The organism is Petralouisia muris, from assembly GCF_004793545.1.
In the GTDB taxonomy this organism is placed as follows: Bacteria; Bacillota; Clostridia; order Lachnospirales; family Lachnospiraceae; genus Petralouisia; species Petralouisia muris.
Map to the genome: position 1 here is coordinate 12,344 of NZ_SRYA01000010.1, position 13,483 is coordinate 25,826.

Here is a 13,483-nt window from a genome sequence, read left to right on the forward strand (position 1 = left end):
GAACGGCATATGGATAAAGTAATGGAGCATGAAATTTCGGAAGATAACGGAATTTCCATAGAAAATACAGAAGAATTGGACGAATTAAAATATTCCGGAGAAGAAGAAAAACCACTTTTTGAATCGGTCAGGGTAAGTAAAAAAGATTTTTCAATTTATGAACTTTACAGAAAATATCAAAAGGGGCAGTTAATTTTGGAAGTTTCCTTTCAACGGAAGGCAGTATGGGAAACAAAACAGAAATATGAATTGATCGAGAGTATTTTAATGGGGCTTCCGCTGCCAATTTTTTATTTCAAACAGCAGGACAACGCGACCTATGTGGTGGTGGATGGAAAACAAAGATTATCGGCATTGTTTGATTATTTGGATAATAAATTTGCCTTAAAATTTTTGAGAATATTACAATTTTTGAATGGGAAAAAATTTAAGGATTTAACAGGGGAATTGGGAATTTATCAATCCCAGTTAGAAGATTACCAGATTTATTCCCATGTGATTTTACCGCCGACTCCGGATAAAATTTTGTTTGATATTTTCGACAGGGTAAACAGAGGGGGAACTTTGCTGAATAAACAAGAAATCAGAAATGCGCTTATCTGATTACAAGATTTCTGGCTTTTTATTTGCTATTTCATGACAGGCTGAAGAAAGAGGGAAAGAAATTTGAGTATAATGGAGATATTGATGATTTGATTGAGACAACATTGCTGCAATTAAATCAGACTTCGGAAGAAGAACTGTCAAACTTGGGTGAAATGACAGTGGAGAGTCTGGAATTGGCAGAGAATATTTTGGGAGCGGGCGCATTTCGCAGGGAATTAAACAGATCTAAACCAATCAATATGAATATTTTTGAGGTAACATTGTATTTTATGTCACTGATATTGGAGAAAAATCAGTCAGTGGATGCACAGAAAATAGAAAGTGGTCTGCGGCGTGTAATCGTGAGCCCAGAGTTTTCAGATTACATTGGAAACAGCAGGGAGCAAAAAGAGAAAGTGTATGGGCGGTTTAATCTGATAGTAAGTTTATTTGAGGAGATTAGTAATGATTGAAAAGATTCACATAAGGGCGTTAAAATCTATTAAGGATTTAAGTGTGAAGTGTTCAGGGCTGAATTTGTTCGTTGGTACGAATTCTTCTGGTAAGTCAACTTTTTTGCAGGCGCTATTATTAATGGCACAGAATGGCAGGAGTGAAGATGGGCTGAATGGCAGGCTGGTTTCACTGGGAGAATTTCGTGAAGTTAGAAATCATTATATGCCCAAAGAGGCAATAAGGATAGAAATATGGGAAAAGGGAAGAGGAAAACCTGCCTGGATTGAATTTGAAGAGGATAAGGAGGAGGATGCTTACAAGGTAAATTCATATCAGCTACATAAAGAAGAGCTGCAGGCAGCTTGGGAAAACCTGCATGGAGCGGAAGAATCATGAATCAGATACTTATGATAATTATGGCAATCGGAGCCATAGTCGGCGGAATTGACAGAATTTTTGGGAATAAGCTGGGATATGGTGAAAAATTTGAGGAGGGATTTCATCTTTTAGGGTCAATGGCCTTATCTATGACGGGGATGATCTGCTTAGCCCCGGTGCTGGCAGACGCGTTGGGGCGGATAGTAATCCCTTTTTATCGGGTAATCGGCGCAGATCCCTCCATGTTCGGAAGCGTGCTTGCCATTGATATGGGCGGTTATCAGCTGGCAAAGGAATTGGCCGTAGACAGCAGGATCGGAAGTTATGCAGGAATCGTGGCGTCTGCGATTTTTGGATGTACATTAGTGTTTACGATTCCGGTAGGCATGGGAATGATAGAGCAGGAGGACCGGAAATTCTTTGCAAGAGGGATAATGCTGGGCCTGGCGGCCATGCCAGCCGGGCTTTTTGCCGGTGGACTTCTTTTGGGGTTATCTTTATGGGAATGCCTGCATCAGAATCTGCCTGTCTTTGCGGCGGCTCTGCTGCTGTTGGCGGGGTTGTGGAAAATGCCGGAGCAGATGGTGAAGGGATTTTATGTTTTGGCGGCAGGCATACGCAGCCTGGTTACAGCGGGACTGGTGCTGGCAGCCGCAGAATCTCTTTGCGGATGGCGCCTGCTGCCTGGGATGGCGCCTATTGAAGACGCCATGGAGGTGGTGTCTGCTATCGGTGTGGTGATGCTGGGGAGCCTTCCGGCAGCGAAGTTCTTAAGCCGTCTGCTGGAGAGGCCCTTTATTGGCCTGGGAGCAAAGATGGGAATGAAACCACAGGGCCTGACGGGAATGCTTTTAGGGCTGGTGAGCCCCGTTCCGGTTTTTGCCATGTATCGTGAGATGGACTCAAAAGGAAAAGTAGCTGTCGGGGCGTTTCTGGTAAGCGGTGCAAGCCTTTTGGCTGCCCATATGGGATTTACGATCAGTACAGAGCCGGAACTGCTTCCTGCGCTGATGGGAGGGAAGCTTTGCGGCGCGGCTGTTGCTGTTGCGCTGGTATTGTGTGTTCCAGAGAATAAGAAATCTTGAATTGCCGTAATTACGGTGATTAAGCTGAATTAGATATACTTTATAGCAAAACAAAGAAGGAGCGAATCTTTTCGAAGAAAATACAGAGAAAGGGGAGGAGCGTTACCGGAAATGGCTTTTTAGCCGATAATATATAAAATCAGAACAGAAAGGCAGGTATTCTTATGATTTCCATTGCGGTATGTGACGATGAAGTATTAGAGTGCAGCCAGATTGCAGGTACAATCAAATCAATATTGAATGAGATGCAGGTGCCGTGTATGGTGCGTCAATTTCACAGCGGAAAAGAGCTGCTCGGAGCCGCGAAGGAATTTGATCTTGTATTTTTGGATATTATTATGGAAGAGCTGGATGGAATGAAGACGGCAGAATTATTCCGGCAGAAAACAGCCGGGAAAATTCTTGTTTTTATTTCATCCAGTAAAGCATATGTATTTGACGCCTATGAGGTGGAGGCCTTCTGGTATTTGGTGAAGCCGATGGAGGAGGGAAAGCTGCAGAAGGTTCTGGAGCGGGCAGTCCGAAAGCTGGAGCGTCGGTCCGAAGAGTTTATTATAGTCAGCCGGCAGAGGGAGAAGAAAAAGCTGTTTCTGGCAGAGATCTCTTATTTTGAAATCAGAGGAAGGATGATTTACGCCCATCAGACGGAAGAAATATTTGATTTCTATGAACAAATTGGCATATTAGAGCAGAAGCTGCAGGGAAAAGGATTTTTCCGGTGCCACAAGAGTTATCTTGTGAATCTGAATTGTGTCAGAAGCTATAACAGACAGGAAGCAATGCTGGATTCCGGAGAGAAAATTCTGATTTCCAGGCGGAGGTATGAAGAGTTCTGTCAGGAAATGCTTCGGTTTATGAAAGAAAAGGGCGGAATGCGATAGAATCAGAATTATGGAAAAGAAGGGCAGGATATTGTGAAACAGGAAGCTTTGGAATTGTGGAGCATAGTGATATGCTCTGCAGGATTTACCGGTCTGGCACATTATTTCTGTAAAAGGTATCTGGCATGTGCCAAGAGAGCTGCTGTATTATTTGATATAGCAGTATTTTTCAATTATCTTATCGGAAATCTTATTTGCCAGAGAGGTTTTTATCTCGCCGGGGCAGCGCTGACACAGTTGGTTTTTGCAGGGGCGGTTGTGCTGCTGTTTCAGGCAGAATGGGAGAAAAAAATACTGGCTGCTGCAGTGTATCTATTCCTGACAAGACTTACCAGGAAGGCAGTTGGAAGCGTCTGTTCGATTCTGGCGCTGATATTTTTGAGACTGATAGGGCAGGAGCCATTGATCGTTCCGGGAAGCGGGGCAGAGCTTGGAATTATTTTTCTGGAATTTGCTGCGGCGACAGCAGCAGTGTGTCTGCTGGCGCAGCCGCTGCGTTCTGTTTTTGAATTAAAAATAAAAAGCTGGTATCGTTCTCTTTCATTTCCGCTGATTGTGCTGATTGTGCTGGAAGATATTCTGGAATGGGGCGCCACAAGGGGAATTTTGTTCCGGGGCGAGGAAAACCGGAGCCTGTATCAAAACCAGTTATTCAGTTTAGGCACAGATGCAGCGCTGGCGTTTTTGTGTATTTGCAGCGGAATTTTTTTTGTGTTCGGCATGGAGCGGATCTACCGGGAACAGAAGAAAAAAGAGCAGTATCAGGGACAGGTTGGGGCTTACCAAATGCTGGAAGAACAGTATGTGCGGATGGAGCGGCTCAGGCATGACATGAAGAATCACGTAATTAGCCTGCAGAGATTGCTGCAAAGCCGGGAATGGGAGAAGATGGAGCGGTATCTGCAGAAAATGACAGAAACCGGAGCGTTGGATGAGACAGAGGAAAATACGGGAAATCAGGTGGTGGATGCATTGCTTTACCAGAAACGGCAGAGGGCAGAGGAGGCAGGCATTTCCTGGAAATGCCAGATGCAGCTTGGGAAGCAATTGGAAGTGGAGGATTTTGATTTTTGTGTGATGCTTGGAAATATTCTGGATAACGCCATTGAAGCCTGTGAGAAATCAGAGGGAGAGCGGTGGATTGAGGTGCAGTCTGGAATCGTGAAGGATTTCTTTCTGATGGAAGTGAAAAACAGCACGGATGCAAAGGAGATTCCAGGCGTTTTAAAGGTGGTTCTGGAAGAACGGGGAATAGGGTTATATAATGTAAAGGAGACGGTAAAGAAGTACAATGGGGCAGTGAATATGGAAATTTTGGATCGGACATTTGCCATTTCGGTTCTGCTTCCAGCGCTGCGCCGGATATAACAGGCATTGAACCTCTTAAGACAAGATGCTAATACAGCCTTTTGCAGGCTCCGAGATAAGGAGTAGACACTGAATTCAGGATACAGAGACAGGAGGTTTGAATATGCATATTAAAACAATAGAAGGTCTAACCGGAGCCCATACGAATCATAATCTGCTGCAAACGCCCTTTAGAGTGTATAAGGACGCAAGGAGAAGGGGCGATATGGGAGTCATGGAACGGGCCATGGGCTACATGGAAGATTTTGAAGGAAAGGCCAAGGAATATCAGGTGGAAGCAGAAGAAGGCATGAAGGAAGATGCAAAAGAGGCGGCGGAGCGGGAACAGCGGGATCAGGAAAAGCTGATTGAGAAATGCCGGGAAGACCGGTTAGAACAGGAAGAAAGAATCCAGGAAGCTGCAAAGCAGACAGAGGAAGGAACAACAACGGAATGGGGAAGTCCGGGATCGGATACGCTGGAAATCAGCAAAGAAGGCCAGCAGCTTTCGGACGGCGGAATGAAACCGGTTCCGTTGAAGGGCACTGGAAATCATTCGGTATCAGAAGAAAAGCGCGGCCAGCTGCCAGAGCTGAAGCCAGTAGTTTATACCAGAGAAGGAAATTCCGGACTGGTGGTTTCCATGCAAGGAAATATCAATCTATCCGTATAAGAGGAGAATCCTGTACAGCAGGATTCTTTTTTCTTATTTTAAATGGATGAACAAACAGGTTGCGATATGAATTGAAATATGTTACAATAAAAACATTGATATTACAGAGAAAAAGGAGTTATTTTTATGAATCTACTTGATGAATTAAGAGAACTGGGCGTGAGCGTAGACGAGGGAGTAAAGCGTTTGGGAGGCAATACTGCCATTTATAAAAAGATGTTGGGAACTTTTACAAAAATGATGAAAAATTATTCTTTTGAGCCTGATTTTGATAACACAGACTATGAGGATATTATAGAAAAGGCGCATGCTATTAAGGGAGCTTCCGGGAATCTGTCTGTAACTCCGGTATATGAGGCGTACAGCGAGATTGTAAGGCTTTTGCGGAATGATCAGCCTGAGGAAGCCCGGGAGGTTCTTGTAAATGTATTGCCTGTCCAGGAGAAGATTATAAGCGCCATAGATAATTCATAATATGGAGGGGCCGATGGAGAAGAATATTAAGAACTTTTTAAGGAACAGCTTTGTCAGTGTAATCAGCGTATGCGTTGTAGTATTTATCGGGCTTGTTCTGATTATGGGCAAACGGACAGAAGATACGATTGATGAAATCAGCGAGATATATATGTCTGAGATGAATACGCAGCTGGGTCAGAAATTTACTACAGTGGTGGGACTCCGATTGGAACAGGTACAGGGGCTGATCCGGCAGGTGCCGCCGGAAACGGCAGCCTATGGGTCTGAGATGACAGAAGATCTTACCCTTTGCGGAGAAGTCAGGGAATTTAGCTTCCTTGGGCTGTATTCGGAAGACGGAACGCTGGAGACGATTTATGGAGAACCGGTGGAGGTTTCTCAGGAGGCTGTGCTTCGTTCCCTGAATAAAGATGGAAATATTGTGGCAATGGGAATGAACGAGAATGGCGAACGGATGCTCATCCTGGGAAAAAGAGCGGAATATCCCATGAAAGACGGCGGAACAAGCACTGCGTTGATTGCCGGAGTTCCCATGGAATATTTGAAAGAGGCTCTTTTTCTGGATTCTGAAGAGACGCTGGTCTATTCTCATATTATCGACGGTAATGGAAACTTTGTGATACGAAGCGGAGATGCGTTCCGGGAGAGTTATTTTGAACGGATTCTGGCAGAAGCGAAGGATCATAAGGGAAGCGCGGAGGAGTATGTGAAAGAGCTTAAGGAGGCAATGAAAACAGGAAGCTCTTATTCTAAGCTTGTAACCATTAATGGAGAGAAGCGGTATACTTACTGTACGCCTATTTCAGAAGCTCATGACTGGTATCTGGTTACCGTTATGAGAAGCGAAGCTATGGACGCGCCTATCAGCAGCCTGGATATTCAGCGCATCGGAATTATGGTTGGGTCTTCCGTTATGATTCTGGTGGCCATGTCCATTGTGTTTTTATTGTATTTCCGGTTCTCCATCCGTCAGATGGAAGAACTGAACGACGCTAAGCAGAAGGCTATTCAGTCGGATAAAGCGAAAAGTGAGTTCCTGTCCAGTATGAGCCATGATATTCGGACGCCTATGAATGCGATTATTGGAATGACGGAGATTGCATTGAAGAATATTAAGGACCCGGAGCGAGTGGTGGATTGTCTGAGTAAAGTCAAGCTGTCCAGTAAGCATTTGCTGGGATTGATTAATGATGTGCTTGACATGTCCAAGATTGAAAGCGGCAAGATGACGCTGAATATGAACCAGATGTCCCTGCGGGAAGCTATGGACGATATTGTAAATATTATGCAGCCTCAGGTGAAAGCCAAAAGTCAGTATTTCGATATTTTTATTCAGTCTATTTTGGCGGAAGATGTATTCTGTGATTCGGTACGTCTGAATCAGGTGCTTTTAAACCTTCTGTCAAACGCTGTGAAATTTACGCCGGAGGAAGGCAGGATTGATGTGCATTTGTATCAGGAGGAATCTCCGGAAGACGAAAATTACGTGCGCACCCATTTTATTGTGGAGGATACGGGAATTGGAATGTCTGAGGAATTCCAGAGGAAAATCTTCGACAGCTTTGAGCGGGAGAATTCCGATCAGGTGGCTAAGATTATGGGAACCGGATTGGGAATGTCTATTACTAAGGCCATTGTGGATTTGATGAAAGGCACCATTGTATTGACCAGTGAACAGGGGCGGGGAAGCAAATTCCATATCACTCTGGATTTGAAGAAGTCTGAGATAGATGAGAGGGATATGATGCTGCCGCATTGGGATGTGCTGGTGGTGGATGACAATGAACAGTTGTGTACCAGCGCAGTTGCCAATTTACAAGAGCTGGGCGTACATACAGAATGGTCGTTGGACGGCCGGCAGGCAGTCCGTATGATTGAGGATCGCCATTTGCAGAACAATGATTACGATTTTGTGCTGGTAGATTGGAAAATGCCGTATATGAACGGAATCGAAGTGATTCGTGAAATGCGGAACGTGACAGACGGCAATAAGATACCTGCATTTTTGATTTCTGCCTATGACTGGAGTGAGCTGAAGGAAGAGGTGGATGCATCAGAGATTGAAGGATTTATCTCCAAGCCGCTGTTTAAGTCTACGCTGTATCTGTATCTGAAGAAGTACATGGAAGGCGAAGCTTATGAGGATGAGAGCGAGGAAGCGGAAATAGATTTTGAAGGCAAGCATATTTTGCTGGCGGAAGATATTGATGTGAACTGGGAATTTATCAGCGAGATTTTAAGTTCTGTGGGACTGGTGCTGGAACGCGCCATCAATGGAAAGGAATGCCTGGAGAAATTTGAAGCTTCTGAGATTGGATTCTATGATGCAATTTTGATGGATATCCGTATGCCAGTGATGAACGGGTATGATGCTACAGTTGCTATCCGCAGCCTGGAGCGGAGCGATAACGGACTTCCGATTATCGCCATGACGGCGGATGCTTTTTCCGATGATGCACAGCATTGTCTGGAGGTAGGTATGGACGCGCATATTGCAAAACCAATTGATTTGAAAGAATGTATGCGGACGTTACAGAAGTATTTGAATGAATCATAAAAGATTGGCCGTATCGGAGATGAAAGTCGCCGATGCGGCCTTTTCTGTTACTAGGGGCACTGTGCCCGGCGCCTAAAGCAGCCAAGTCCCTGAGAATTGGGGAATTGAGGGAGCTGCTCCCGACTTGTCCGCTTTGTTTGATGGAACAGGCTTTCTGGGAATCCGGAAAAAATAATGTGAAAGTGATTGACAATTAGAAAATGCGGTAGTATAATCTAAAACATATTAATCCTAGTAGTAAAGTAGGAAATAAGAAAAAGATAATGGAGGCAGGAGTCATGAGTCAAATTAAAGAAAGCGCTTTGGAATTAATTGGAGGAACTCCGATACTGAAACTGAATGGATATATGAGAAAGGCAGGCATTACGGATGCAGTCGTACTTGCTAAGTTGGAATATCTCAATCCAGCCGGTTCCGTAAAAGACCGTATTGCGCTGGCAATGATAGAAGATGCTGAGAAGAAAGGGATCTTAAAAGAAGGAGCAACTATTATTGAGCCTACCAGCGGCAACACAGGCATTGGCCTTGCATCTGTGGCGGCATCTAAGGGATATCGGGCAATTCTGACCCTGCCGGAGACGATGAGCGTGGAACGGAGGAATCTGCTGAAAGCTTATGGAGCAGAGCTGGTGCTGACGGAAGGGTCCAAAGGCATGCAGGGGGCAGTCGACAAGGCAGAAGAACTGCGAAATGAAATCGAAGGTGCAGTGATTCTGGGTCAGTTTGTGAATCCGGCAAATCCGGCAGTTCACAAAGCCACAACGGGACCGGAAATCTGGCAGCAGACAGAGGGAAAGGTGGATATTTTTGTGGCAGGCGTCGGAACCGGAGGAACGATTACAGGCGTTGGGGGATATTTAAAGGAGCAAAATCCGAAGGTACAGGTTGTGGCAGTGGAACCTGCCGGAAGTCCAGTGCTTTCTAAAGGAAATTCAGGTCCGCACAAAATCCAGGGAATCGGCGCAGGATTTGTGCCGGAGGTTTTGAATACTGAGGTATATGATGAAGTGATTGCCATAGAGAACGAAGAGGCTTTTGCAGAGGGAAGGGCTTTTGCAGAAAGTGAAGGGATTCTGGTGGGCATCTCATCAGGAGCAGCTTTAAAAGCGGCGGCAATTTTAGCTGGAAGACCGGAAAATCATGGAAAGACAATCGTTGCATTGCTTCCGGATTCCGGAGACAGGTATTTATCTACTCCGTTGTTTCAAAATAGCTGATCAGCGCTTGTGCTGCAGCTGATGGCCAGCGTTCTGCTCGGGAGCATACTTATTTGTCCAATGATCTGCTGTTTTTCCTGAAACCTTGGGAATCGGTTGGCAAATCATTTGGCTCAAGGGCATAGTTCCATGTATCAGTATGGCTGTATCAGCATTGTTTAATATCTTTGTTTCCGGGCATGTCTGAGAATTGATTATGTAAAACGCCAGTTTTCTTCTTCAGATATGTCCGGTGAAACATCCCCCCAGGAGGCTTCCCTCCTTTTTTTTGTTGTGATAAAATATGAAATATTTTAAATGAAAGAAAAGAGCAAAAGAGAGGAAACTGAAAGATGAAGAGAAGCTGCGGAGTGTTTTGTGTGATAAATTTCTGGATGAAAAAAGCGTGTATTCTCTGCTGCCTTGCGCTGATATCGGCCGGAATGCTGGCAGGCTGCAATGGGAAAGGAAAAGAGAAAGAGAAAGAGAAAGATTCCGCTGACAGTATTGTGTGTTATGTGGGGCATGGATTCTGGGACAGCTCTCTGGACCCGGTGAAGGGCGGCTTTGCCTATGGATATGATTTCATTTACAACGCCCTGGTACGGGTAAATGCACAGTCGGAGTATGAAGGGGATCTGGCAGAAAGCTGGGAGATTTCTGAGGATGCGCTGACCTATACATACAAGCTGAAACAGGGAATCCATTTTCAGGACGGTTCTGGTTTGACGGCAGAGGATGTGGTGTTTACCTATGAAACGGTGATGGCAAATCAGGGACAAAATGAGAAGGTGGATTTGTCTCAGGTGGCTCAGGTGGAGGCTTTGGATGAGTATACGGTACAGTTTACCTTAAAGGAGCATTTTTCTCCATTTCTGGACAGTACCGCTCAGCTTGGGATTGTGCCTTCCGATGGGTATGACAGCGATTCCTACGACCGGACGCCGGTGGGAACAGGCCCTTTCCGAGTGGTTCAGTACGATATGGATCAGCAATTGATTGTGGAAGCAAACGAAGATTATTTTGAAGGGGCGCCGCAGATTCAAAGGGTGACTTTTGTGGATATGGACAATGAGGCTGCATTTTCCAATGCCAGATCCGGCCAATTGGATGTGGTAATGGTACAGCCTTCCTATGTAGCAGAAACAATAGAGGGAATGCATGCGGAGAGATTAGAGACTATGGATGTGAGGAATATAAGCCTTCCCTGCCGGGAGCCGGAGATGCTCACAGGGGCTGACGGAGAAGAGATAGCTGTTGGAAATCCAGTTACCTCTGATTTGTCAGTACGGAAAGCGTTATCTATTGGAGTGAACCGCCAGGAAGTCATTGACAATGCTTTTAACGGCGTAGGCAGGCCGGCAAAGGGATGGACGGATAATTTAATTTGGGGAAATACAAAAGAATATGAAGATTCCAAAACCGAAGAAGCCAGGCAAATCTTAGAAGAAAGCGGCTGGATTGACACGGATGGCGATGGAATCCGCGAAAAAGATGGAATACCATGCGCATTTGAGATTTACACGCCTTCAGACGAGCCGGATCGCTATCTGCTGGCAGCGGCAGTGGCGGAGGATGTACAGAAACTTGGGATTTCCATTGAGGTAAAGCAGACCACATGGGATGAGATTGCAGTGAAATCTTATACCCAGGGAGTGGTATGGGGGTTCGGCCAATACAGCCCCATGGTGATTGACAACCAGTTTCGGTCAGAGCATTTTATCACCCAAACTTATGGCAATCCCAGCGGCTATCAGAATGAAACAGCAGACAGGCTGATAGAAGAAGCCATTGCAGCCAATAGTCAGGCGGAAGCCGTTGCAGCATGGAAAGAAGTGCAGAATGTGTACGCCGGAGATTATCCTTATTTATATCTTGTGAATATTGAACATTGCTATTTCGTCAGTGACCGGCTGGATATTTCTGCGGATACTCAGATTCCCCATCCCCATGGACATGGGATACCGATTATCTGCAATCTGAAAGACTGGAAAATCAAAGAATAAAAGAAGGGAAATTCCATGAAGAAATTTATATTCCAGGCAGTCCGCATGGTTACTCTGCTGATTGCCATAAGCATCTTGTCATTTTTGATGATGGCAAAGTCGCCTGTGGACCCACTGACTGCTTATATCGGAACAAATTCCACAATTTCTGAAGAGGCGAAAGAAGAGATTGCAGAATATTGGGGCCTGAATGAACCGCCTCTGGAGCGGTTTCTGGCCTGGGCAGGCAATACTCTCAGGGGAGACTTTGGAGAATCCATTGTCTACAAACAGCCGGTGCTGACAGTAATCAAAGAAAGGTTTCGGTATTCCCTGGCCCTGATGCTGATTGCCTGGCTCAGTTCCGGGATTCTGGGATTTCTTTTGGGGATCGGGGCGGCCGTCTGTAAGGACAGCGTCTTAGATAAGACTTTGAAAATGGTCTGCCTGACGTTCCAGTCGGCTCCGACCTTTTGGGTGGGGCTTTTAATGCTCAGCATTTTTGCGGTAAATTTGGGCTGGTTTCCCATTGGACTGGCGGCGCCTATGGGAAAAGTAGCCTCCGAGGTAACGGTGGGAGAGCGGATTCACCATCTGGTGCTGCCTTCCGTTACCTTGAGTATTCTGGGAATTGGGAAAATAACATTGTATACAAGACAGAAATTGCTGGAGATTCTGGGCAGTGAATTTATTCTGTATGCCAGAGCCAGGGGAGAAAGTGTCTGGCAGATTGTGAAAGGCCATGGAATCAAAAATATTGCGATTCCTGCAATTACGGTGCAGTTTGCCTCCTTCAGTGAATTGTTCGGTGGAATTGCGTTGGCAGAGACGGTATTTTCCTATCCGGGAATCGGAAGTGCGGTGACTGCCGCAGGGCTTGGGGGAGATGTGCCGCTGCTTTTGGGAATTGCAATATTCAGCGCCATCTTTGTTTTTGCAGGAAATTTAATTGCAAATATCCTGTACGGCATCGTAGATCCCAGAATCAGGGAGGGAGTTTCTCATGAGTAGGAAATCAGTGAGTAGGAAACCAGAGATTTTTTGGAACCGGAGAAGAAAAATACTGTTTACTGTGGGAGCGGCATTTGTATATTTATTGGCGGTTCTGGCGGCGGGCATGCTGATGAGTCCGGAACGCTATGGAATTAATTACAGTGCGAAATTTACGGCGCCCTGTCTGGAGCATCCCTTTGGAACAGATTACATGGGCAGGGACATGTTTTTTAGAAGTATCAAAGGGCTCTCCAACAGTATAGCAGTGGGAGCTCTGGCTTCGGCAGTCAGTTCTTTGATTGCGCTGGCATTGGGGCTCACTGCAGCTTTAAAAGGAGGAATTGCAGATCGGTTTGTCAACTGGTGCGTGGATTTATGTATGGGGATCCCCCATTTGATTCTGCTGATTCTGATTTCTTTTATGATGGGAAGAGGAGGCAGGGGAGTCACCGCAGCGGTGGCTTTGACCCACTGGCCGGAATTAACCAGGCTGGTAAGGGCGGAGGCGCTTCAAATCCGCTCTGCCCGGTATGTGCAGGCATCTTACCGCATGGGAAAGACCTGGTTTCAGGTGGCCAAAGAGCATATGGTGCCTCAGGTGCTTCCCGTGTATCTGATTGGAGTGGTTCTTCTGTTTCCCCACGCCATTATGCATGAGGCGGCCGTTACCTTCCTGGGCTTCGGATTTCCAGCGGAGATTCCGGCAATCGGCGTGATTTTGTCAGAGTCCATGGATTATATCACCACCGGAAAATGGTGGATGGCGGTATTTCCAGGGCTGATGCTTCTGGCTGCAGTGATGCTGTTTGATGCGGCGGGAGAAAATCTGAAGCGGCTGCTGAATCCCAACAGCGGAAATGAATAATGGGG

Annotated in this window: 13 protein-coding genes; all 13 read left to right on the top strand. The window is 45.8% G+C overall.

What is annotated here, in order from left to right; translation table 11 throughout:
• Nucleotides 1–9 precede the first annotated feature (9 nt).
• Nucleotides 10–603, top strand: a complete 594-nt coding sequence (locus tag E5329_RS30500; RefSeq protein ID WP_275443072.1) for a DUF262 domain-containing protein — start codon at nucleotides 10–12, stop codon at nucleotides 601–603.
• 89 nt (nucleotides 604–692) lie between these two features.
• Complete coding sequence (locus tag E5329_RS30505; RefSeq protein WP_275443073.1) at nucleotides 693–1,058, top strand: hypothetical protein; 366 nt, start codon at nucleotides 693–695, stop codon at nucleotides 1,056–1,058.
• Complete coding sequence (locus E5329_RS06245; RefSeq protein ID WP_135988725.1) at nucleotides 1,051–1,437, top strand: AAA family ATPase; 387 nt, start codon at nucleotides 1,051–1,053, stop codon at nucleotides 1,435–1,437. Before E5329_RS30505 ends, E5329_RS06245 begins: the two co-directional genes overlap by 8 nt.
• On the top strand, nucleotides 1,434–2,504 hold the full coding sequence (locus E5329_RS06250) for an ethanolamine utilization protein EutH (protein WP_168356541.1): 1,071 nt from the start codon (nucleotides 1,434–1,436) through the stop codon (nucleotides 2,502–2,504). The genes E5329_RS06245 and E5329_RS06250 overlap by 4 nt, the downstream gene beginning before the upstream one ends.
• A 164-nt stretch (nucleotides 2,505–2,668) precedes the next feature.
• Nucleotides 2,669–3,385, top strand: a complete 717-nt coding sequence (locus E5329_RS06255; RefSeq protein WP_135988726.1) for a LytR/AlgR family response regulator transcription factor — start codon at nucleotides 2,669–2,671, stop codon at nucleotides 3,383–3,385.
• A 33-nt stretch (nucleotides 3,386–3,418) separates the two neighbouring features.
• Entirely contained in the window at nucleotides 3,419–4,753 is a 1,335-nt protein-coding gene (locus E5329_RS06260; protein ID WP_135988727.1) for a sensor histidine kinase, read from the top strand.
• Between the two features lie 103 nt (nucleotides 4,754–4,856).
• Nucleotides 4,857–5,405, top strand: coding sequence for a hypothetical protein (locus tag E5329_RS06265; RefSeq protein ID WP_135988728.1), 549 nt, complete (start codon nucleotides 4,857–4,859; stop codon nucleotides 5,403–5,405).
• 126 nt (nucleotides 5,406–5,531) lie between these two features.
• Complete coding sequence (locus E5329_RS06270; RefSeq protein ID WP_135988729.1) at nucleotides 5,532–5,879, top strand: Hpt domain-containing protein; 348 nt, start codon at nucleotides 5,532–5,534, stop codon at nucleotides 5,877–5,879.
• Nucleotides 5,880–5,892: 13 nt separating this feature from the next.
• A complete protein-coding gene (locus E5329_RS06275; protein ID WP_135988730.1) occupies nucleotides 5,893–8,439 on the top strand; it encodes a response regulator in 2,547 nt (848 codons plus the stop codon).
• A gap of 278 nt (nucleotides 8,440–8,717) precedes the next feature.
• Nucleotides 8,718–9,656 (top strand): cysteine synthase A, encoded by a 939-nt coding sequence (cysK, locus tag E5329_RS06280; RefSeq protein ID WP_135988731.1) that lies wholly within the window; start codon nucleotides 8,718–8,720, stop codon nucleotides 9,654–9,656.
• A gap of 332 nt (nucleotides 9,657–9,988) precedes the next feature.
• Nucleotides 9,989–11,641, top strand: a complete 1,653-nt coding sequence (locus tag E5329_RS06285; protein WP_275443075.1) for an ABC transporter substrate-binding protein — start codon at nucleotides 9,989–9,991, stop codon at nucleotides 11,639–11,641.
• A gap of 15 nt (nucleotides 11,642–11,656) precedes the next feature.
• Nucleotides 11,657–12,631 (top strand): ABC transporter permease, encoded by a 975-nt coding sequence (locus tag E5329_RS06290; protein WP_135988732.1) that lies wholly within the window; start codon nucleotides 11,657–11,659, stop codon nucleotides 12,629–12,631.
• The gene (locus tag E5329_RS06295) at nucleotides 12,624–13,478 is read left to right on the top strand and encodes an ABC transporter permease (protein WP_135988733.1); all 855 of its coding nucleotides are present in this window, start codon (nucleotides 12,624–12,626) and stop codon (nucleotides 13,476–13,478) included. Before E5329_RS06290 ends, E5329_RS06295 begins: the two co-directional genes overlap by 8 nt.
• Nucleotides 13,479–13,483 lie beyond the last annotated feature (5 nt).

Bases quoted from the DNA above. Each gene is read 5' to 3' on its own strand.
- E5329_RS06255 (WP_135988726.1), top strand. From the start codon at position 2,669: ATGATTTCCATTGCGGTATGTGACGATGAAGTATTAGAGTGCAGCCAG.
- E5329_RS06290 (WP_135988732.1), top strand. From the start codon at position 11,657: ATGAAGAAATTTATATTCCAGGCAGTCCGCATGGTTACTCTGCTGATT.
- E5329_RS06245 (WP_135988725.1), top strand. From the start codon at position 1,051: ATGATTGAAAAGATTCACATAAGGGCGTTAAAATCTATTAAGGATTTA.
- E5329_RS30500 (WP_275443072.1), top strand. From the start codon at position 10: ATGGATAAAGTAATGGAGCATGAAATTTCGGAAGATAACGGAATTTCC.
- E5329_RS06270 (WP_135988729.1), top strand. From the start codon at position 5,532: ATGAATCTACTTGATGAATTAAGAGAACTGGGCGTGAGCGTAGACGAG.
- E5329_RS06265 (WP_135988728.1), top strand. From the start codon at position 4,857: ATGCATATTAAAACAATAGAAGGTCTAACCGGAGCCCATACGAATCAT.
- E5329_RS06250 (WP_168356541.1), top strand. From the start codon at position 1,434: ATGAATCAGATACTTATGATAATTATGGCAATCGGAGCCATAGTCGGC.
- E5329_RS06285 (WP_275443075.1), top strand. From the start codon at position 9,989: ATGAAGAGAAGCTGCGGAGTGTTTTGTGTGATAAATTTCTGGATGAAA.
- cysK (WP_135988731.1), top strand. From the start codon at position 8,718: ATGAGTCAAATTAAAGAAAGCGCTTTGGAATTAATTGGAGGAACTCCG.
- E5329_RS06275 (WP_135988730.1), top strand. From the start codon at position 5,893: ATGGAGAAGAATATTAAGAACTTTTTAAGGAACAGCTTTGTCAGTGTA.
- E5329_RS06295 (WP_135988733.1), top strand. From the start codon at position 12,624: ATGAGTAGGAAATCAGTGAGTAGGAAACCAGAGATTTTTTGGAACCGG.